General features: G+C 71.7%; 16 protein-coding genes. 8 read left to right on the top strand and 8 right to left on the bottom strand.

Translation table 11 applies throughout. The annotated features are described in order from the left end of the window. The first annotated feature begins 145 nt into the window (after positions 1 to 145). Positions 146 to 3,961, top strand: coding sequence for an XRE family transcriptional regulator (locus AB0959_RS14065; RefSeq protein WP_366826636.1), 3,816 nt, complete (start codon positions 146 to 148; stop codon positions 3,959 to 3,961). 176 nt (positions 3,962 to 4,137) lie between these two features. Here the strand turns inward: AB0959_RS14065 and AB0959_RS14070 are convergent, their stop codons facing one another. Continuing rightward, entirely contained in the window at positions 4,138 to 5,307 is a 1,170-nt protein-coding gene (locus AB0959_RS14070) for a steroid 3-ketoacyl-CoA thiolase (RefSeq protein WP_366826637.1), read from the bottom strand. Positions 5,308 to 5,593: 286 nt separating this feature from the next. Here AB0959_RS14070 and AB0959_RS14075 point away from each other — a divergent pair, with 286 nt between their 5' ends. Both AB0959_RS14075 and AB0959_RS14080 read left to right on the top strand, forming a co-directional pair. Beyond that, positions 5,594 to 6,829, top strand: a complete 1,236-nt coding sequence (locus AB0959_RS14075; RefSeq protein WP_366826638.1) for a cytochrome P450 — start codon at positions 5,594 to 5,596, stop codon at positions 6,827 to 6,829. Between the two features lie 287 nt (positions 6,830 to 7,116). Next, positions 7,117 to 8,742, top strand: a complete 1,626-nt coding sequence (locus AB0959_RS14080; protein WP_366826639.1) for a glycosyltransferase family 87 protein — start codon at positions 7,117 to 7,119, stop codon at positions 8,740 to 8,742. Here the strand turns inward: AB0959_RS14080 and AB0959_RS14085 are convergent. Further along, positions 8,699 to 10,669 carry a bifunctional glycosyltransferase 87/phosphatase PAP2 family protein gene (locus AB0959_RS14085; protein ID WP_366826669.1) on the bottom strand — a complete coding sequence of 657 codons (1,971 nt, stop codon included), beginning with the start codon at positions 10,667 to 10,669 and terminating at the stop codon, positions 8,699 to 8,701. The genes AB0959_RS14080 and AB0959_RS14085 overlap by 44 nt on opposite strands. Before the next feature lie 351 nt (positions 10,670 to 11,020). On the opposite strand from AB0959_RS14085, the gene AB0959_RS14090 reads away from it, so the two are divergent. Beyond that, positions 11,021 to 11,698 carry an O-methyltransferase gene (locus tag AB0959_RS14090; RefSeq protein ID WP_366826640.1) on the top strand — a complete coding sequence of 226 codons (678 nt, stop codon included), beginning with the start codon at positions 11,021 to 11,023 and terminating at the stop codon, positions 11,696 to 11,698. A 72-nt stretch (positions 11,699 to 11,770) separates the two neighbouring features. On the opposite strand, the gene AB0959_RS14095 is transcribed toward AB0959_RS14090, so the two are convergent. Beyond that, positions 11,771 to 12,166, bottom strand: a complete 396-nt coding sequence (locus AB0959_RS14095; protein WP_366826641.1) for a hypothetical protein — start codon at positions 12,164 to 12,166, stop codon at positions 11,771 to 11,773. 150 nt (positions 12,167 to 12,316) lie between these two features. Between AB0959_RS14095 and AB0959_RS14100 the strand changes: the two genes are divergently transcribed. After that, complete coding sequence (locus tag AB0959_RS14100; protein WP_366826642.1) at positions 12,317 to 12,727, top strand: DUF1992 domain-containing protein; 411 nt, start codon at positions 12,317 to 12,319, stop codon at positions 12,725 to 12,727. A 215-nt stretch (positions 12,728 to 12,942) separates the two neighbouring features. Here AB0959_RS14100 and AB0959_RS14105 read toward each other — a convergent pair whose 3' ends face one another. Together AB0959_RS14105 and AB0959_RS14110 are read right to left on the bottom strand one after the other, a co-directional pair. After that, positions 12,943 to 13,464: a hypothetical protein gene (locus tag AB0959_RS14105; RefSeq protein ID WP_366826643.1), complete on the bottom strand. Its 522-nt coding sequence runs from the start codon at positions 13,462 to 13,464 to the stop codon at positions 12,943 to 12,945. 15 nt (positions 13,465 to 13,479) lie between these two features. Then, positions 13,480 to 14,145, bottom strand: a complete 666-nt coding sequence (locus AB0959_RS14110; protein ID WP_366826644.1) for a hypothetical protein — start codon at positions 14,143 to 14,145, stop codon at positions 13,480 to 13,482. A gap of 177 nt (positions 14,146 to 14,322) precedes the next feature. Between AB0959_RS14110 and AB0959_RS14115 the strand changes: the two genes are divergently transcribed. Both AB0959_RS14115 and AB0959_RS14120 read left to right on the top strand, forming a co-directional pair. After that, on the top strand, positions 14,323 to 14,940 hold the full coding sequence (locus AB0959_RS14115) for a dihydrofolate reductase family protein (protein ID WP_366826645.1): 618 nt from the start codon (positions 14,323 to 14,325) through the stop codon (positions 14,938 to 14,940). Between the two features lie 71 nt (positions 14,941 to 15,011). Further along, the gene (locus AB0959_RS14120) at positions 15,012 to 15,524 is read left to right on the top strand and encodes a GNAT family N-acetyltransferase (RefSeq protein WP_366826646.1); all 513 of its coding nucleotides are present in this window, start codon (positions 15,012 to 15,014) and stop codon (positions 15,522 to 15,524) included. 109 nt (positions 15,525 to 15,633) lie between these two features. On the opposite strand, the gene AB0959_RS14125 is transcribed toward AB0959_RS14120, so the two are convergent. After that, on the bottom strand, positions 15,634 to 17,781 hold the full coding sequence (locus AB0959_RS14125; protein WP_366826647.1) for an MFS transporter: 2,148 nt from the start codon (positions 17,779 to 17,781) through the stop codon (positions 15,634 to 15,636). A 182-nt stretch (positions 17,782 to 17,963) separates the two neighbouring features. On the opposite strand from AB0959_RS14125, the gene AB0959_RS14130 reads away from it, so the two are divergent. Further along, positions 17,964 to 19,043, top strand: coding sequence for a peptidoglycan-binding protein (locus AB0959_RS14130; RefSeq protein WP_366826648.1), 1,080 nt, complete (start codon positions 17,964 to 17,966; stop codon positions 19,041 to 19,043). A gap of 163 nt (positions 19,044 to 19,206) precedes the next feature. Here AB0959_RS14130 and AB0959_RS14135 read toward each other — a convergent pair whose 3' ends face one another. Beyond that, positions 19,207 to 19,872, bottom strand: a complete 666-nt coding sequence (locus AB0959_RS14135; protein WP_366826649.1) for an HAD family hydrolase — start codon at positions 19,870 to 19,872, stop codon at positions 19,207 to 19,209. A 193-nt stretch (positions 19,873 to 20,065) separates the two neighbouring features. Beyond that, positions 20,066 to 20,653 (bottom strand): TMEM165/GDT1 family protein, encoded by a 588-nt coding sequence (locus AB0959_RS14140; protein ID WP_366826650.1) that lies wholly within the window; start codon positions 20,651 to 20,653, stop codon positions 20,066 to 20,068. Positions 20,654 to 20,676 lie beyond the last annotated feature (23 nt).

Here is a 20,676-nt window from a genome sequence, read left to right on the forward strand (position 1 = left end):
GCCGGGCCGTCCGCTCCAGGTCTAGCGGCCCACACGTTGTTCGCGTTCGGAGCCTGGTGCCGAACAAACAAATCCTGAAAAATGTGACGAGACCGTGCGGGCGGTGACGTGGGGGAACGGGGACCGACAAGGGGGAGGTGCGGCGGTGCCGCGCAGAGAGAGACCGCTGGACTTGGGGGACGGTCCGTTACGGGAGTTGGCCGCGGGGCTGAGGCAGCTGCGGCAGAAGTCCGGCAATCCGCCCTACCGAAAACTGGCGGAGCAGGCGCACTACTCGATCTCCACCCTGTCCTCCGCGGCGTCCGGGCAGCGCCTGCCCACGCTGGCGGTGACGCTGGCGTACGTGCGCGCCTGCGACGGGGACGTGGAGGAGTGGGAGCGCCGCTGGCGGCAGGCCGCGGAGCTGCTCGGCGCGGTGCACCCGGCCCTCGACCCGGCGGAGGAGTCGGGCACGCCCCCGCCGTACGCGGGTCTGCGCTCGTTCCGGGAGCAGGACGCGGAGTGGTTCTTCGGCCGGGAGCGACTGGTGGCGGAGCTGGCCGAACGGCTGGAGCGGCAGCGGTTCGTGGTGGTGATCGGGGCTTCCGGCTCGGGCAAGTCGTCGCTGTTGCGGGCGGGTCTGGTGCCGCGTCTGCGGGCCGCTTCGACGACAGTGGTCGTGTTGACGCCGGGGCCACGGCCGCTGGAGGAGTGTGCCGTGCGGCTGGGGGCGCTGGCGGGGGTCACTCCGGGTGGGTTGTACGAGGAGTTGCGGCGGGATCCGGCGAACCTCGGCCGCGTGGTGCGTCAGGTCGCCGCTCGGTCCGGGGCTGTTGACGGCGGTCTGGTCCTGGTCGTCGACCAGTTCGAGGAGATCTTCACCCTGTGTCCGGACGACGTCGAGCGGGACCGTTTCATCGAGGCCCTGGTGACCGCCGCCTCGGACGACGGTGGCCGGTGCCGGGTGGCCCTCGGGGTGCGTGCCGACTTCTACGCGCACTGCACCCACAGTTCGCCGCTGGTGGAGGCTATGCGCGACGCGCAGGTGCCGGTCGGGCCGATGAGCCTCGACGAGCTGCGCCGGGCCGTGGTCAGGCCCGCCCAGCAGGCCGGACTGACCGTCGAGGGCGCGCTGCTGGCGTCACTCACGGCGCAGGCGCACGGCCAGGCGGGGGTGCTGCCGCTGCTGTCGCACGCGCTGCTGCAGACCTGGCGGCGACGGCGCGGCAACGCGCTGACGCTGGCGGCGTTCGAGGGGGCGGGCGGGCTTGAGGGCGGTCTGGCGCGTACCGCGGAGGAGTTCTACCAGCAGCTGGACGCGGAGCAGCGGAAGCTGGCACGGCGGGTGTTCGTGCGGCTGACCGCGCTGGGCGAGGGCACGGAGGACACCCGGCGCCCGGCCGGCATGGAGGAGCTGGACGGGCTGGCCGGGTTCGAGCACGGCGGCGTCGGTGCCGTACTCGATCGTGCGGCCGGGGCGCGGCTGCTGACGCTGGACCAGGAGCGGGTGGAGCTGGCCCATGAGGCTCTGATCCAGTGCTGGCCCAGGCTGCACGGATGGCTGACCGACGACCGTGAGGCCGTCCGGACCCTGCGTCAGCTCACCGGCGCGGCTCAGGCCTGGGAGGTGCTGGGCCGCGATCCGGGCGCGTTGTACCGCGGTACGCGCCTGGACATGGCGGTGGCTCTGGACCGTGCGTCGTTGTCCGTGCGGGAGCGGGAGTTCCTCGACGCGAGCCTGGCCGCCCGGGTGGCCGAACGCGCGGCGGTACGGCGCCGCGTACGGCTGCGGCGCGGAGCGGTGGCCCTGCTGACCGTCCTCCTCGTGCTGGCGAGCACCACCGCGGTCATCGCCGTGCGGGCGCAGCGGGCGGCGGACCGCCAGCGTGACGCCGCCAGTTCGCAGCGGGTCGCCGAGAAGGCCGCGGCGCTGCGGGCGACCAGTCCCGCCCTGGCCGCCCAGTTGAGTCTGGCCGCCTACCGTCTGTCGCCCACCCCCGAGGCACGGAGCAGTCTGCTCAGCACCTTCGCCACCCAGTACGCCACTCAGCTGCCCGGACGGGAGAGCGCCGTCACGGCGATGGCGTTCGGCGCCGACGGCCGTGTGCTGGTCACGGGCGACGGCGAGGGGACCGTGCGGGTGTGGCGGGCCGTGGATCCCCACCGGCCGCGCGAGCTGAGCGCGCTGCCGCGTACGGCCGGTCCGGTCCGCGCGGTCGCCGTCAGCACCGACAGCCGTCTTGTGGCCGTGGGGGACGAGTCCGGGACGGTCGGGGTGTGGGACATCGGCGACGCCCGACGCCCCCGGCTCGCCTCGCGTCTGCCGGCCGACGGGGGCGCGGTCGTGGGCCTGGGGTTCGGCCCCGGCGGGCGGACACTGGTGGCGGCCGCCCGCGGTGGGATCCGGCTGTGGCGGTTGTCGGACCCCCGCCGTCCGCGCGCCCTCGCCGCGCTGCGTGTGTCCGCCGCCGTGACCGCGATGGCGTTCCGGCGGGACGGGCGGGCGCTGGCCACGGGCCACACCGACCGTACGGTGCGGTTGTGGGAGGTGACCGCGTCGGGCGCTGGGCTGCGGGAGCTGTCGGTCACGCCGGGTCACACCGGTGAGGTGAGGGCCCTCGCGTTCGCTCCGGACGGCCGCACGCTGGCGACCGGAGGCACCGACTTCACGGTGCGGTTGTGGGACGTGGCCGGGCTGCGCCGGGCTCGCGGGACGAAGGTGCTCAAGGGCCACACCGACGTGGTCAACGCCGTGGGGTTCGGTCCCGACGGCCGCACCCTGGCCTCCGTCGGCGTCGACGCCACCGTACGGCTCTGGGAGGTGTCGGGACCCACCCGTGTGCATGCCGTGCTCACGGGCCACACCGGCAGCGTCGGCTCGCTGGCGTTCAGCCCCGACGGCCGCACCCTGGCCACCGGCAGCGAGGACCAGACCGCACGCCTGTGGGACCTTCCCGGGCCGGCCATGACCGGCCACACCAGTTCGGTCTACTCGGTCGCCTTCAGCCCCGACGGGCGCATGCTGGCGACCGGCAGCTACGACCGGGACGTACGCCTGTGGAGCCTCACGGACGTGCGCCGTCCCCAGCGGCTCGCCGTGCTCCCCGGGCACACGGGACCCGTCAACTCCGTGGCCTTCCGGCCGGACGGGCGCACCCTGGCCAGTGGCAGTGCCGACGGCACGCTGCGGCTGTGGAGTGTGGGAACGGCGTCCCGTCCCCGTCTGCTGCGTACCGTTCCCGGCCGTGTCGGCAACGTCAACTCGGTGGCGTTCAGTCCCGACGGCCGCACCCTCGCCACGGGTGGCGAGCAGGGCGGTGTGCGGCTGTGGGACACGACGGACGTGCGGCGTCCGCGTCCCCTGGCCGCGATCCGGGCGGCGGCCGCCGTGGACTCCGTGGCGTTCTCCCCCGACGGCCGCACCCTGGCGGTGGCCGCCCGGAACCGTACGGCCGTCCTGTGGAACGTGGCCGGGCGACGGCATCCCACCCGTCTGGCCGTCCTCGCCCGTCACACCGGCGCGGTGAAGTCGGTGGCCTTCAGCCCCGACGGCCGCACCCTCGCCACCGGCAGCGAGGACCGCACCGTACGGCTGTGGGACATCGCCGACCCGCGCCGCCCGGTCTCTCGCGACCGGCTGTCCGGCTACACCGACGGCGTCATGTCGGTCGCCTTCGCGCCGGGCGGACGAACGCTGGCCACCGCGAGTTCCGACCACACCGTGCGGCTGTACGGGCTGAGCGGTCGCGGTGGCGCCCGGGAACTGGCCCTGCTGACCGGTCACACCAAGCCGGTGGACACCGTCGCCTTCAGTCCCGACGGCCGCACCCTGGCCAGCGGCAGCGAGGACTGGACGACGCTGCTGTGGGACCCCGGTGTCCAGCGCGTCGCCACCCGGGTCTGCGATACCGCCGACCCCGGCATCACCCGCGCCGAATGGCGCCAGTACTTCACTCAGCAGGAGTACCGTCCGCCGTGCTGAGCGGACCGCACGCGCACTCGGTCACTCCCCCGCGCACCGCCCGGACCGCGGCGGGGCCACCCGGCCATCGGGCCCCACCGCGTTCACCACGTTCCTCACCCGGACGACAGCGACTACAGCGACTACAGCGACTACAGCGACTGAAACAACCAGAACGACTAGAACGACTAGAACGACTACAGCCGCTGAATGATCGTGCCGGTGGCCAGCCCGCCGCCCGCGCACATCGTGATCAGCGCGAACTCCTTGTCCGCCCGCTCCAGTTCGTGCAGCGCGGTCGTGATGAGCCGGGCACCCGTCGCTCCCACGGGGTGGCCGAGCGCGATCGCGCCCCCGTTCACGTTCACCTTCGCCAGGTCCTGCTCGAAGACCTGCGCCCAGCTCAGCACGACGGACGCGAACGCCTCGTTGATCTCCACGACGTCGATGTCCTTCAGGGACATGCCCGCCTTGCCGAGCACGGCCCGCGTCGCGTCGATCGGCCCGTCGAGGTGGAAGTGGGGGTCGGCACCGACCAGCGCCTGAGCGACGATCCGTGCCCGTGGCCGCAGCTTCAGTGCCCGAGCCATCCGCTTCGAGGCCCACATGATGGCGGCGGCGCCGTCGCTGATCTGCGAGGAGTTGCCCGCCGTGTGCACCGCCGTCGGCATGATCGGCTTCAGCCGCGCCAGTGCCTCCGCGGACGTGTCGCGCAGCCCCTCGTCCCGGTCGACCAGGCGCCACATGCCGTGCCCGGCCTGCTGCTCGTCCTCCGTGGTCGGCACCTGCACGGCGAACGTCTCGCGCTTGAACCGCTCCTCCGCCCACGCCACGGCCGCCCGCTCCTGGGAGGCGAGCCCCAGCGCGTCCACGTTCTCCCGAGTCAGGCCGCGATGCCGCGCGATCCGCTCCGCCGCCTCGAACTGGTTCGGCAGGTCAACGTTCCACTCGTCCGGGAAGGGCTTGCCCGGCCCGTGCTTGGACCCCGATCCCAGCGGCACCCGCGACATCGCCTCGACGCCGCAGCTGATCCCCACGTCGATGACGCCGGCCGCGACCATGTTGGCCACCATGTGCGAGGCCTGCTGCGACGAGCCGCACTGGCAGTCCACGGTCGTGGCGGCGGTCTCGTAGGGCAGGCCCATGGTCAGCCAGGCGGTCCTGGCCGGGTTCATGGACTGCTCGCCGGCGTGGGTCACGGTGCCGCCGACGATCTGCTCGACGCAGTCGGCCTGGATGCCGGTGCGGCCGAGGAGTTCACGGTACGTCTCGCCCAGGAGATAGGCGGGGTGGAGGTTGGCGAGCGCGCCACCGCGCTTGCCGATGGGGGTGCGTACGGCTTCGACGATCACGGGTTCCGCGGCCATGGGGGGCTCCTCTGCTCGGTTACCCGCGCGGCGCGGGGCGTCCCGGCCCGACCCGCCACGCAGAACTAGTACGCGTTCTAGTTCTGTTGGCAGTGTGCTGACGGCGCGTCCGTCGCCGCAAGAGTCGTGCAGGCACCAGCACGCCCCAACAGGCTCCGAGAGCCCGATCCGCACGAGTTCCACACGTAATTGAGGCGCCCGCACCTCTTGCGACTTGTAGAACCCGTTACTACCGTCTCGGCAATTCCCCATAACTGATGGACCGTCAGAACGACGGGAGTCGCCCATGCCCTGTCCAGCGCTGCCCGACGGGTTCGACTTCACCGACCCGGATCTGCTGCACCACCGCGTTCCGCTGCCGGAGTACGCGGAACTGCGCAAGGCCGAACCGGTCCGCTGGATCGCCCAGCCGCACGGCCTGGCCGGCTTCGACGACGACGGCTACTGGGCCGTCACCCGGCACGCGGACGTCAAGTACGTCTCCACGCACCCGGAACTCTTCTCCTCGTACCTCAACACGGCGATCATCCGCTTCGGCGAGCACATCGAACGCGATGCCATCGACGCCCAGCGACTGATCCTGCTCAACATGGACCCGCCCGAGCACACCCGGGTCCGCCAGATCGTGCAGCGCGTCTTCACCCCGCGCGCCATCCGCGCCCTGGAGGACGCCCTGCACACCCGCGCCCGGAACATCGCCCAGGAGGCCCTGGCGCAGCCCGGCTCGTTCGACTTCGTCACCCAGGTCGCCTGCGAACTGCCCCTGCAGGCCATCGCCGAGCTCATCGGCATCCCGCAGGACGACCGCGCCAAGATCTTCGACTGGTCCAACAAGATGATCTCGTACGACGACCCGGAGTACGCGATCACCGAGGAGGTCGGCCAGGAGTCCGCCACCGAACTCATCGCGTACGCCATGAACATGGCCGCCGACCGCAAGCAGTGCCCGGCCAAGGACATCGTCACCACGCTGGTGGCCGCCGAGGACGAAGGCAGCCTCGCCTCCGACGAGTTCGGGTTCTTCGTGCTGATGCTGGCGGTCGCGGGCAACGAGACGACCCGCAACGCCATCACCCACGGCATGCACGCCTTCCTCACCCACCCCGACCAGTGGGAACTCTACAAGCGGGAACGCCCGGCGACGGCCGCCGAGGAGATCGTCCGCTTCGCCACTCCGGTCAACTCCTTCCAGCGCACCGCCACCCAGGACACCGAACTCGGCGGACAGCGGATCAGGAAGGGCGACCGGGTCGGACTCTTCTACGCCGCCGCCAACCACGACCCCGAGGTCTTCGAGAACCCGGACGTCCTCGACATCACCCGCGACCCCAACCCCCACCTCGGTTTCGGCGGCGGAGGCCCGCACTTCTGCCTCGGCAAGTCCCTGGCCGTCCTGGAGATCGACCTGATCTTCAACGCGATCGCCGACGCCCTGCCGAACCTCCGCCTCGCGGGCGACCCACGGCGCCTGCGCTCCGCCTGGATCAACGGCGTCAAGGAACTCCAGGTCAGCGCGGGCTGAACTCCCCCCAGGGGGCACGTACTCGGGCCGACGGCTTCCCGGCTCCGCCGGCCCGTCCCGTGGGAGGCAGGGGCATCCCCCCTACGCCCCGCCCCTGCCTCCCCCGAGTCATGAAGCGGCCCGACAGACCCGGCAGACCCGGCAGACCCGGCAGACCCGGCGGCATCCAGAACACCGGGTTCACGCCAAACACCCACGTCGGTGAACGCTTCCCCTCCGCTCAGCGTCTTCGACTGTGACACCCGCACACCCTCGACCTCGAAGACCCCGAACGGAAACCCCGAGCCGTGGCTCCTGCCGAACTCTCCGTCGTCCGGCCGGACCCCGCGGCCACGCGCTGGACACGCTCCCTTCGCCCCCTCCGCCCCCTCTGGGAGCGCTACCGCGTGCCGTTCCTGGCGACGGCCCCCACGGTCCCGCTGTACGTGGTGTGGTACCTGTTCCTCGCCACCGGCGGAGGGGACCTCGCGGCTCAGGAGGCGTGGGCGGAGTTCGTGTCACGGCACGGCGGTTCGGCGTACAACCTCTCCTGGTACGGCGGGATGCACACCGCCAACTACAGCCTGATCTCGCCCTACTTGATGGCCGCGATCGGGGTGCGCACGGTCACCGTGGTGTCCGGTCTCGCCGCCTCCTGGCTGGCGGCCGTCCTCATCGAACGGGCGGGCGTGCGGCGGCCCGTGGGGCCGGCCCTCCTCGCGTCGCTCGCGCTGTGGTGCAACGTCGCCTCCGGCCGCACCACCTTCGCGCTCGGCACCGCGTTCGGCCTCGCCGCCTGCCTGCTGCTGACCCGGGAGCGGCGGGTCGTCCTCGCCGGGGCGTACGCGGCGCTCGCGACGACGGCGAGCCCGGTCGCGGGGCTGTTCCTGGCGGTGGTGGGCGCCGGCTTCCTCGTCGTACGGGACTGGGGGCGCGCCGTCGCGCTGATGGCGCCGCCCGCCGTGGTCGTGGGGGTGACGACCCTGTTCTTCCCGTTCACCGGCGAGCAGTTGATGCCGCCCGACCGGATCTGGCCGCCCGTGCTGCTCGGGCTGACCGTGACGGCGCTGGCCCCGCGGGCCTGGCGGGTGGCCAGGTGGTCCGGGGTCGTCTACGCGACCGGGACCGTGCTCGTGTACCTGGTCGCCTCGCCCATCGGCACGAACGTCGAACGGTTCGCCGAGCTGTTCGCGCCCGCCGTGCTGCTCGCGGCGCTGCTCACCGTGCGGGGACTGCGCCGGAACCTGCTGATCGCGGTGCTGGTCTTCGCGGTGTACTGGGTCGGCTCGAAGACCGTCGACGACCTGGAGGTGTCCACGACCGTGCCCGCGTGGGCGGCCGACACCCACGGCGTCGTCCAGGCGCTGAAGCGGGCCGGAGCCGACCGCACCCGCGTCGAGGTGGTCCCCGCCCGCAACCACCGCGAGGCCACGGCGCTCGCCCCGCACGTGAACCTGGCGCGCGGCTGGAACCGCCAGCTCGACATGGAGCGCGGCCGCCTCTTCTACGACGGCACGTTCTCGGCGGACACCTACCGCGCCTGGCTGGACCGCTGGGCCGTCGGCTTCGTCGTCCTGCCGCTGGGCAAGCCGGACGGGTACGCCGAGGACGAGGCCCGCCTGGTGCGTGACCAACGGCCCGACTGGCTGGAGCCGGTGTGGCGGGACGCGCACTGGCGGGTGTACCGGGTCCGCGGGGCCGTACCGCTCGTCTCGGCGCCCGGGAGCGTCGTACGGACCACGAGCGCGGAGGTGGACGTGCGGGTTCCTCGCTCCGGTTCGGTGACCGTACGGGTGGCGTACTCGCCGTGGCTGCGCGCCGACGGCGGGTGCCTGACACGAGACGGCGAGTTCACGCGGCTGACGGTGACCGAGCCGGGCGCGTACCGGCTCAGCTCGGAGTACGGTCCTTCGCCGTCTCCCGGTCGCTGCTGATCTGAGCGGCCTTCGTCACCGTTCGGGCGCGCGGGCCCTGCAGCAGGTACGTCAGCCCGAAGCCCCCGCCCACCACGGCCGCGCCGCCGACCGCGTCCAGGACCCAGTGGTTGCCGGTGGTGACGATCGCGGAGACCGTGAGGAGCGGGTGCAGCAGGCCCAGCGCCTTCATCCACCACTTCGGCGCCAGGAGGGCGATGACCACACCGCACCACAGGGACCAGCCGAAGTGCAGCGACGGCATGGCCGCGTACTGGTTCGTGAGCGCGGTCAGCGTGCCGTAGTCGGGCTGGGAGAAGTCCTGCGCACCGTGCACGGTGTCGATGATCCCGAGGCCCGGCATCAGGCGCGGGGGCGCGAGCGGGTACAGCCAGAAGCCGAGCAGCGCGAGCAGGGTGGCGAGACCCAGGGACGAGCGCGCCCAGCGGTAGTCCGTGGGCCGGCGGACGTAGAGGACGCCGAGGATCGTCAGCGGGACGCCGAAGTGGAAGGAGGTGTAGTAGAGGTCGAAGAAGTCCCGCAGCCAGTCGACCTTCACCACCGCGTGGTTGACCCCGTGCTCGATGTCGATGAACAGGGCCTTCTCGATGTCGAGGATCTGCCGGCCGTGCTCCTCGGCGGCGGCCCGGCCGCCGGTCGCCGCGAGCCGGACCTGCGCGTAGGCGGCGTACGTGACGCGGATCAGCAGCGCTTCGAGGAGCAGGTTCGGGCGGGTGAGGACACGGCGCAGGAACGGCAGGAGCGGGACGTACGGAAGGCGGGTGGGGGCCGGTTCGACGTAGTCCGTCGGGATCGGCGACCGGTAGTACGGCGAGGTGCGGGACAGGAACGGCACGGCCAGGGCGGCGGCGAGCGCGGCCAGCAGGACGACGTTGTCGCGCAGCGGGTACAGGGCCGCCATGTTCGGCAGCAGCATCTTCGAGGGCAGCGTCATCACCAGGATGACGGCGACGGGCCACACGTACCGGTCACGTGCCTTGCGGCCCACCCGGCCGACCACGGCGAGCAGCACCCACAGCAACTGGTGCTGCCAGGTCGTGGGCGACACGACGATCGCGACACAGCCCGTGACCGCGACCGCGAGCAGTAACTGCCCGTCGCGCGCGTACCGCACGGCCCGCCGCATGCCGACCCCGGCGACGGCGACGCCTAGCCCCAGGAACAGCCCGATCTCCAGCGGGCCGGTGTTGCCGAGTCTGAGCAGCGCGCCGTGCAGTGACTGGTTGGCGAGGTCGTCCGCCTGGCCGCCCAGGCCGACGCCCGCCAGGTGGTGCACCCAGTAGGTGTACGAGTCGTGCGGCATCGCGGCCCAGGCGAGCGCGGTGCACGCGGCGAACGTGATCCCGGTGGACGCCGCGACGCGCCGGCGCCCGGTGAACCACAGCAGCACCGTGAACAGCAGCACCGTCGGCTGGAAGGCGGCCGCGATCCCGATGAGCACCCCGCTCGTGCGCTCCCCCCGGACGGCGAAGCACCCGGCCAGCACGAGCAGGACCGGGACGATGCTGGTCTGCCCCAGGTACAGGGTGTTGCGGACCGGCAGCGACAGCATCAGCAGGCTCACCGCGACGGGTGCGGCGAGCAGGGCGGTACGGCGGGAGACGGGCCCCGGCAGGGCGCGGGCGGCGATCAGCCCCAGGGCGACGACCAGGAGCAGCGTGCCGAAGGTCCAGCCCCAGCCGAGGGCCTGTTCGGCCGAACGGGTGAGTGGCTTGAGGACGAGCCCGCCGAACGGTGTACCCGTGAACCGGTCCGAGTCGTACAGCGAACCCTTCACATGCAGCACGCCGTCCGGCCCGACCCAGGTCTCCAGATCCGTCAGCCGGTCCCCTCTGGGTGTACGGAGCACGACGGCGATCTCCCGCAGCGCCAGGACGGCCGCGACGAGCCACAGCATGACCCGGACCGCTCCCAGCTTCGTCGTCACCGCGCCCGCCCCGAAGGCGCCGCTCCCCGGTTCGCTCTGCCCCACGTTCGCCACGCCCCGCCGACCCTCCCGCCCCGTTCGTCCCGTATGTCACCCATGTGCGCACCCTAAGAACTTCCTCGGAGCCTCGCACCACCCCAGCCTGTGAGACGCAGGCAACCCCCTCTTCACCTGACGTCCGCCTCACCGTGTTCCGGGTGACGATAGTGCGCGGAGAGTGACGTTCACTCGTACGGGGGTGGCACCCCTGGGAAGGCACGGAAACAAGGCGACAACGGGCCGCGCCCGGGACTACGATCAACCGCCGGAAGTAGTTAGCAACGCTAACTAGCCATACGAAAGGCATGGTGCATGAGCAGCAGCGAGTCGAGGCTCTGGAACGACGTCGACGCCTACTTCTCCGCCCTCCTCTCACCGGAGGACGAAGCGCTCACCGCCGCGCTGCGCGACAGCGACGCGGCCGGGCTCCCGCACATCAGTGTCGCCCCCAACCAGGGCAAACTCCTCCAGCTCCTGGCCCAGGTACAGGGCGCCCGCCGCATCCTGGAGTTCGGCACGCTCGGCGGCTACAGCACGATCTGGCTGGCCCGCGCGCTCCCCGAGGAGGGACGGCTGATCAGCTTCGAGTACGAGGCCCGGCATGCCGACGTGGCCCGCCGCAACCTCGACCGCGCGGGCCTCGGCCGGCTCGTGGAGGTGCGGGTGGGGCCCGCCCTGGAGTCGCTGCCGAAGCTGGCCGACGAGAACCCGGAGCCGTTCGACTTCGTGTTCATCGACGCCGACAAGGCCAACAACCGGCACTACGTCGAGTGGGCCCTGAAGCTCACCCGCCCCGGCGCGCTGATCGTCGTCGACAACGTCGTCCGCAGCGGCCGTGTCGTCGACGCCGACAGCGACGAACCCGCCATCCGGGGCACCCGGTCCGCCCTGGAGCTCATCGCCTCGCACCCGAGGCTGAGCGGCACGGCGGTGCAGACGGTGGGTGCCAAGGGGTATGACGGCTTCGCGCTGGCGCGGGTGCTGTACTGACGCCTCGGGGCGGACGCCCGGGCTCGTACGGTGGGGCCCCTCGTTCTCGTACGGCGGGGCCCCTCACTTCCCTCACGCCTCGTGGTAGAAGCCCACGTTGACGCTGCGGGGGGCGGTGCGGTCCTGGATGACGAGCTCCCCGGAGCTACCGCGCGGGAGCGTGGCGGTACCGCCGTACGGGAGGGTCTGGGCCTGCTGGCCGACCATCGCCAGGCTCACCTCGGAGGACGGGTCGGCGTGCGTGCCGCGCAGCCAGGTCACCTGCCAGCCGCCGTCGGGACCGCACAGGAACTCCAGGTGGACCCGGGAGACGAAGAGCCAGTCGTCGGGCGTGGCGAGTCTGCACACGGTCTTGTCGCGGCCCACCCGCAGCACCGTGCCCGGGTCGCTGGGCGCGTCGGCCATCAGCATCCCGGCGGTCGCCGCGGAGTCCTGCGCGGAGACCGAGGCCATGGTGAGTTCGAGCACGTGCGCTCCTTCTGGGTCACGGGTTCCGGTCTGCGCGTTCTCGCAGTCCAGATCGTCCAATGGTCGCTGCGCGGTACCCGTTCGGCGTACCGCCGCCGCATGATAAATCGCCGGCTCGGCCGCTCGGGCAGGCTCCGGCACAATGGACTCATGACCGAGCGAAAGCCACCAGGTGTCAGCTTCGAGTCCTTTATCGACAAACAGATCCGAGACGCCCAGGCACGCGGCGAGTTCGCGACGCTACGGGGCGCCGGGAAACCACTGACCGACGACGACACGACGTACGACGAACTGTGGTGGATCAAACAGAAGATGGCCCGCGAGGGCGTGTCGGTCCTGCCCCCGACCCTGGCCCTGCGCAAGGAGGCCGAGGACGCGCTCGCGGCCGCCGCGTCGGCGCCCTCCGAGCGGCTCGTACGGAAGATCGTCACAGAGATCAACACGAAGATCCGCGACATGATGTTCAAGCCCCCACCGGGTCCCCCGCTGGGCTTGAAGCCGTACGACGTGGAAGAGATCGTCAGAGACTGGCACGAGCGTAGGGGACTGCACGGCTTTTAAGGGGCGCGGGGCTGTATCGATATGCGGCTCCGCCGCGATGGGGGTCCCCCCGCTCGAGCGAAGCCGAGAGTGGGGGAGCGACCAGCCACGACGCACCCGCGGCCACCCACGCACCGAACGGGGCACACACGAACGGGCCGCGTCCCGAGACCTTCCGGGACGCGACCCGTCACCGTACCGCCACGTCAGGCGCGGCAAGCGGAAACACGCAACCGCTACGTCCTCAACAACCGCTCAGTCAGCTCCCGATAGTCACGCAACGCCAGCCGAAGCTGCTCCGTGTCCATCTCCGCGGCCCTGCCCTCACCCGTGGACTGCCAGGACATACGGAGCGTGCGGCGCCGCTGCGTCAGGGCGTCCGTGAGGCGCGACGCGACCTCCTCCAGCACATGATCCGCCTCCTCCACGGCGCCCCGTGGCCCGTCGACGAACTCCCCGACCGCGTGCTGCAACCGCATCGAGTACTTGTCCGTCTCTTCGTGGGGCAGCAGCGGAGTCTCACGTACGGAGCCCGCGGACGCCGACGCCGACGCCGACGCCGGCCGACCGGTCGCGTGCGGAGCCTCCGGCTCCGCCAGGCCCGCGGGGACGTCGTGTCCCGTCAGCGCCGGGTCCCGGCGGTGCGAACCCTCGACGCCCTTGATGCCCTCAGCGCCCTTCATGGACTCAGCACCCTTGACGTCCTTGACGTCCTTGACGCCCTCACGGCCCTCGCCGGGCCTCGCCTTGTCTTCCATCCCCCTCAACTCCCCTCAACTCCCCTTCGCGTGACGCCTGGTGACTCCCCACGGCAGGTGGGCCCGGCTGTTCGTGCGCGCGGGCGCCTGCCTGGAGCCTCGGTCGGTCTTCGTCTCGTGGCGGTTCGACGTCACGAGGTCGTCGAACAGAGCGCGGGCCTCTACCAGGGCTTCGCGCATGTCCTCCGTACCCGCGTGACCGGCGGCACCGTCACCGGCCGGTGTGTGCACGACGTGGTGCACCCTCCGGTAGCCGTGGACGTGGTGCGCGTGGTGCACGGACAGCGCGTCGAGCTGCTCGTCGTAGCGCCCGCCGTCGGGGTAGCCGCGCGCTCCCGCCAGCTCGTCGAGCAGCCGGTCCGCCTCGGCGACCGCCTCCGGCGGCGAGTCGACGAAGCGTTCCTGGACCGCCGCCCAGCGGGCCTCGAACCGCTCGCGTTCCGCGGGCTCCAGCGGCCGGGTCCGCAGGGAGCCGTGCCGCTTCACCCGCTCCGCGAGCTCGTGCTCCGTGGCCCTGGTGTCGCCGTCGTGCCGGGCCAGGGCCCGTTCGTACTCGGGCCCGAAGCGCCGCCGCAGCCCGTGGCCGCCGGGAGCGTTTCGATTGCGCAGGGTCAAGGCGGCCGCGACGACGACCACGACCGCCACGATCACGATCAGAGCGATGATCATGCCTGTGGACATGGATGCCTTCCGGGTTTTCGACCCGATGGGTCGGTTTCCGCTCCGGGTTGCCCGGACGTCCCTTCTCAAACTGTTCACGATTCCTGCCGCGCCGTGTCGATTCGCGGACGGGCCGTTCGACGCACAGGGTGAGAGCCGGGGTTCAGCACCCGGCACCGAGGACCGTGGAGGTCACCCATGAGCAAGGTCATCGCACGGCTGGCCATGTCCCTGGACGGCTACGTCGCCGGCCCGGACTCCGGCGTCGAGCACCCGCTCGGCATCGGCGGCGAGCGCCTGCACCGCTGGGTGTACGACCTGCGGGCCTTCCGCGAGGCCCAGGGCATGACGGGTGGCGTCGACAACGCGGACTCCCGGCTGCTGGCCGACTGGAACGCCCGCCTGGGAGCGGTGGTCATGGGCCGCCACATGTACCTCACCGGCGAGCAGCCGTGGGGGGACAACCCGCCGTTCCACAGCCCGGTGTTCGTCGTCACCCACCACCCCCGCGAGACCCTCCACAAGGACGGCGGCACCACGTTCACCTTCGTCACCGAGGGCCTCGAACACGCCCTCGACCGGGCCCGCGAGGCAGCCGGGGACAAGGACGTCTCGCTGGCGGGAGGCGCGCACCTGGTCCGGCAGTTCATCCGGGCCGGGCTCCTCGACGAACTCCTCCTCCACGTCGTCCCCGTCCTGGCCTGCACCGGCACCCGCCTCTTCGACGACCTGGGCGAGAAGCACATCGAGTGGGAGAAGACGGCGGTCCTCGACTCCCCCGAGGTCACCCACATCCGTCTGCGGGCCCTCAGGTGACCACCGATGACCGGCGAGCGCGTGATTAATCGTTTGCGGCCTCCCGGCGCCCCCTCCCGACAATGACCCGCATGACCTCCCTCACGACCACCGCCTGGTCCATCGCCCCCGAGCCTCACGACTCCCCCGTCGCCGCCGCGCTCTGGAGGGCGTACTACACCGAGGTCAGCGACCGCTGGTACCTGCTGCACGAGGGGCGCCGGACGGACGCGGACGAACTGGAGCGCGAGGTCGCGGCGGACACCGGCGACTACCTGGCCCCGCCCGGCGGGCTGCTGCTCGTGGCGCGGTACGAGGGCGAACCCGTGGGCACCGCGGGCGTACGGATGCTGGACCCCGTCACGGCGGAGCTCAAGCGGGTCTTCCTGAACGAGAGGGCGCGGGGCAGGGGCGGGGCAGCGCTGCTCGTGGGTGCCGCCGAGGACGCGGCGCGCTCCCTGGGGGCCGAGCGGATCGTGCTGGACACTCGCGGCGACCTCGTGGAGGCCCGCGCGCTGTACGCCCGGCTCGGCTACGAGGAGACCGAGCCCCACAACCAGCAGCTCTACGCCGAGCACTGGTTCAGGAAGAGCCTGACCACCTGACCAGCTGAAGGACCTCGGCAGCTCCGGACCTCGGCAGCTTCAGGCCTCGGCAGCTCCAGGCCTCGGCAGCTCCGGACCTCGGCAGCTCCGGACCTCGGCAGCCAGGACCCTAGAGGTTCTCACCGATCGGGCGGCGTCTGGCCCCGCGGCCGGGCGGCGGTCGTGTGCCCGGGCCGTCGCCATGGGGCCGCTCCGCGTCGGAGCCGCACAGCTCGGCGTTCAGTTCCGCCACCAACTGCACCAGGTCGGTGGGGCGGTCCGGGCCCCACCAGTCGCCGAGGAGTTCGGCGAGGGACTCCTCGCGGGCCCGGGACAGCCGGTCGGCGGCCTCGTGGCCGGTGTCGGTGAGCACGAGGTCGGGGCCCTCGCGGCGGGCGAGGCGACGCTCCTCGACCTGACGGGACGCGGCGAGGACGACGTCCAGCGGCACCGGGCTGCGCTCCGCCAGCAGCGCGGGCTCGGCACGGCCGTACTTCCTGATCCTGAGCAGCAGCCAGCTCGCCGCCGGCAGCAGGTCGTAGCCCGCCCGCGCGGTGATCTTCTCGTAGATCCGCCGCCTCCCCTCCCGGGAGCCGAGCAGCGACAGGGCCCGGCAGACCTCGTCGTACGACGACCGCTCGACCGGGTTGCTCGCCAGCGTCTCGGTGATGTCCGGGGCCGTCACCGAGCCCCGCAGCCGGTCCTCGCGCAGGAACCAGGCCAGCACGAAGCCGAGGAGGGCGACCGGCGCCGCGTACAGGAAGACGTCCGTGATGGAGGAGGCGTAGGCGTGGAGGACGTCGGAGCGGAGGGCGGGCGGGAGTCCTGCGATGCCGCGCGGGTCGGCGCGCAGCGAGTCCTGGGTGACGCCGGGCGGGAGCCGCGCGCCCCCGAGTGCCGCCGCCAGCTTGTCGGCCAGGCGGCTCGCGAAGACCGAGCCGAAGATGGCCACGCCGAACGAGGCGCCGATCGCCCGGAAGAAGGTCGCGCCGGACGTGGCGACGCCCAGGTCCTCGTACGGCACCGCGTTCTGCACGATCAGCACCAGCACCTGCATGACGAGGCCGAGGCCCAGGCCGAAGACGAAGAAGTACGCGCTGATCTCGGCGTCGGAGCTGTTCTCGTCGAGCTGGTGGAGCAGCAGCAGACCGAGCGTGGTGACGGCGGTGCCCGCGATGGGGAACACCTTCCAGCGGCCGGTACGGCTGACGATCTGTCCGGAGGCGGTGGACGCGAGCAGCAGGCCGAACACCATCGGAAGCATGTGGACGCCGGACAGGGTGGGCGAGACGCCCTGGACGACCTGGAGGAACGTCGGCAGGTACGTCATCGCGCCGAACATGGCGAAGCCGACGACGAAACTGATGACCGCGGACAGCGTGAACGTCCGGACCCGGAACAGCTTCAGCGGCAGGACGGGCTCGGCGGCCCTTCGCTCCACGGCGACGAACACGGCGGCCAGCACCACCCCGAGCACGGCCAGCCCGACGATCTGGGGCGAGCCCCACGCCCAGGTCGTGCCGCCGAGGGAGGCGACGAGGACCAGACAGGTGGCGACGGACGCGATGAGGAACGTACCGAGGTAGTCGATGACGTGCCGCGTGGCGCGGCCGGGTATGCGCAGCACGGCGGCGATGACGACGAGCGCGACGGCCCCGACCGGCAGGTTGACGTAGAACACCCAACGCCAGCTCAGATGCTCGGTGAACAGCCCGCCGAGCAGCGGCCCGAGCACGCTGGTCGCGCCGAAGACGGCCCCGAACAGCCCCTGGTACCTGCCTCGTTCACGCGGCGGGACGATGTCGCCGACGATCGCCATGGACAGCACCATGAGCCCGCCGCCACCGAGTCCCTGGAGCGCACGGAAGCCGATCAGCTGGGGCATGTTCTGCGCCATCCCGCACAGCGCGGACCCCACGAGGAAGATGACGATGGCCGCCTGGAAGAGCTTCTTGCGGCCGTACTGGTCGCCGAGCTTCCCCCACAGCGGGGTGGCGGCGGTGGAGGCCAGCAGATACGCGGTGACCACCCAGGACAGGTGCTCCAGCCCGCCGAGGTCGCTGACGATCGTCGGCAGCGCGGTCGACACGATGGTCTGATCGAGTGCGGCGAGCAGCATGCCCATCAACAGGGCACCGATGGAGACCAGAACACCACGGTTCGCGCGCTCCGTGGCGGCGGCCCCGCCGGACGCGGGGCCGCCGCCAGGGACCAGGCCCGTTCCCGGTGTTCCCGGTGTTCCAGGTGTTCCCGGTGCTCCCGACATTCCTGACGCCATGCGGACCTCCCGAGGGGGCGGGACTCCTGTCCGTCCCGCCTCCAGCTTCCTCTCCATCGTGGTCGGTGTGACCTGTTATGGCCTGTTGAGTCATGGCCGAATCGCCGATTCCCGGGGCGCCTGGGAGATTCTGTGCGCGAGATCTGCATAATTTCTGGAGTTCGTACGGGGAGGGACCACACGTGAGTGAAGCAAGCGGCAACGGCGGCGAACCGCACGGCCACACCTGCCCGGAGTGCGCGGCACCGCGCGCTCTGGACGGCACTCCGTCCTGCTCGTGCAACCGCCGCGCCTCGGAGGCCCTGCGCGACGCCCGCACGGCGGAGGCGGCGGCGGCCGAGGACTTCGACCCCTTACGCATACGCCCGTACGTGGAACTGGGCGGCGAACCGGACGGTCCCCCGACCGGCGCACCTGCCACTCCCTCTCAGCAACAGCAGAAACAACAACAGCAACAACAACCCGACGACATCCCCACCCTGGCCATGCCGGTGGCGTCCACGACGACCCGCCCGGACTCGGCCGACGTACAACTCTTCGAGGACGGACCCCCCGATCCCTCCGCCCCTTCCGGACCCTCCGGCTCCAACGAGCCTCGACTCACGGAGCCCACGCCCCCGTCGCCTCCCGAGCGCGTCCCCCGCCGCGGCCGGCGCAGCCGCCGACGCATGACGCTCGCGGTCGCCGGAGCCGTCGCGACCGTCCTGGCCGCCGCGGGCTTCGCCAGCGGCCTCTTCTCCTACAAGGCGCCCACCCGTGACCAGGCGCTGCCGGACGATCATCGGGCGAGCGTCCCGGACACGTCGACGGACGGCGAGGCCTCACCGACGGAGCCCTCCGGGGCGACCCCGTCGACACCCGCCGCGTCCAACACCACTCCCGCACCGTCGAGCACGAGCGCGGCCCCCTCCCCTTCCGAGCCCCGCGACTCGGCGCGCCCCTCGTCCCCCTCGCCGACGCCGACCCGGGCCGCCCCCTCCGCCGACGCCACCACCCCGAAGGCCCCGGGCTCCGACGAGACCGACGACCAACGCCGCCCCCAGACCCTCCGCCTCGGCGACGACGGCCCCGAGGTCACCGAACTCCAGCTCCGCCTCCGCCAACTGGCCATCTACCTGGGCGACATCGACGAGAACTTCGACGAACAGGTGGAAGCGTCGGTACGCCAGTACCAGTTCACCCGCGGCGTGGACGATGACGACCCGGGCGTCTACGGCGGAGCCACAAGAGACGAACTGGAGTCAGAAACGAAGGAGCCGTAGGGGCGCGGGGAACGGCGCGACAAGCCACAGCGGACCCGCGGATCCAAACCAACACCAGCCACCCCATCAGGGGCGCGGGAAACTGCGCAAAAAACCCACCACCACCCGCACCCTCAAACGATGGGGCGAACAAGCGAGCGAGCAAGCGAACCAACAAACAAGCTCACCACACCCGCACCCGTACGCCACCCCCGTCCGCCACATCCACCGCAACACCCGTCAGATCCGGCACCCACACATCCGGCCCATGAACCCGGGCCCGGGGCCCAACCCCCACCACCCGCATCCCCGCGGAGCGCCCCGCCGCTATCCCGGCCCCCGAATCCTCGAACACCAGGCAGTCCGCGGGAGCGACCCCCAACTCCGCGGCCCCCTTCAGGAACCCCTCGGGGTCCGGCTTGCTCGCCCCCACGGACTCCGCGGTGACCCGCACCTCAGGCAACGGCAACCCGGCCGCCCCCATCCGCGCGGTGGACAACGCGACATCCGCCGACGTCACGAGCGCATGCGGCACCCCGGCCAGCGAGGCCAGAAACGCCCCCGCCCCCGGTATCTCCACGACACCGTCCGTGTCCGCGGTCTCCTCGGCCAGCATCCGCGCGTTGTCCGCGTGGTTCTGCTCCATCGGCCGGTGAGGCAGCAGCACGGCCATGGAGGCGTAGCCCTGCCGCCCGTGCGCCACCTTCATGACCTCGTCGCCGTCGAGCCCGTGCCGGTCGGCCCAGCGGCGCCAGATCCGTTCCACGACGGCGTCCGAGTTGACGAGGGTGCCGTCCATGTCGAGCAGGAGGGCGCGGGCGGTCAGAACGGTGGTGGCCGTCATCGGCATGCTCCAGGAGACGGGAAGGGGGCCGCGAACGGCCCCGGAAGGACAAGGTGGCCCCGCCCGCCGGTCAGGGAAAACGGGCGGGAACCACTTTGTTCCTCCACGATACAAAACAGCTCCACGCCGCGCCACCACTTGCGAGCTGCGCCTTCACGGAAGCCGCACCCCGCGCCACCCCGAGTTCACCCGCGCGCCCTCACCCGGCAACGGCCTCGTACACACTCCACGCCCCCAGCCCCACCATCACCAGCGCCGCGACCCGGCTGATCAGCCGGAACGGCACCCGCTTCATCAGCGCGTGACCCCCCACGATGCCGAGCCCGCCCACCGCCCAGAGCGCGAGCACGGCCCCGAGGCCCACGGAGAGCGGATCGTCGTAGCGAGCCGCGAGGTTGGCCGTCATGATCTGCGTGAGATCGCCGAACTCGGCGACCAGGATCAGCATGAAACCCGCTCCCGCGACCTTCCAGAAGGACTGGCCCTCGGGGTTGCGGACCTCCGCGTCGTCCTCCGCGTCGTCCTTCTTGAGCAGCAGTACCGCCGCGCCACCGAGGAACAGCACACCGGTGATCGCGGACAGGATCCGTTCCGGCAGGAGCGTCAGCACACTGCCGGCCGCGACGGCGAGCGTGACATGGACGGCGAAGGCGGCGGCGACCCCGGCGAAGACGTACGAGGCGCGGTAGCGGGTCCCCAGGACGAGGCTGGCGAGCGCGGTCTTGTCGGGAAGTTCGGAGATGAAGACAAGGCCGAAGACGAACGCCAGGACACTGAAACTGATCACGATCTCTCAATCGGTCGGGCTGC

Origin of the sequence: Streptomyces sp. NPDC046862 (genome assembly GCF_040704615.1) — a bacterium.
Classification (GTDB): Bacteria; Actinomycetota; Actinomycetes; order Streptomycetales; family Streptomycetaceae; genus Streptomyces.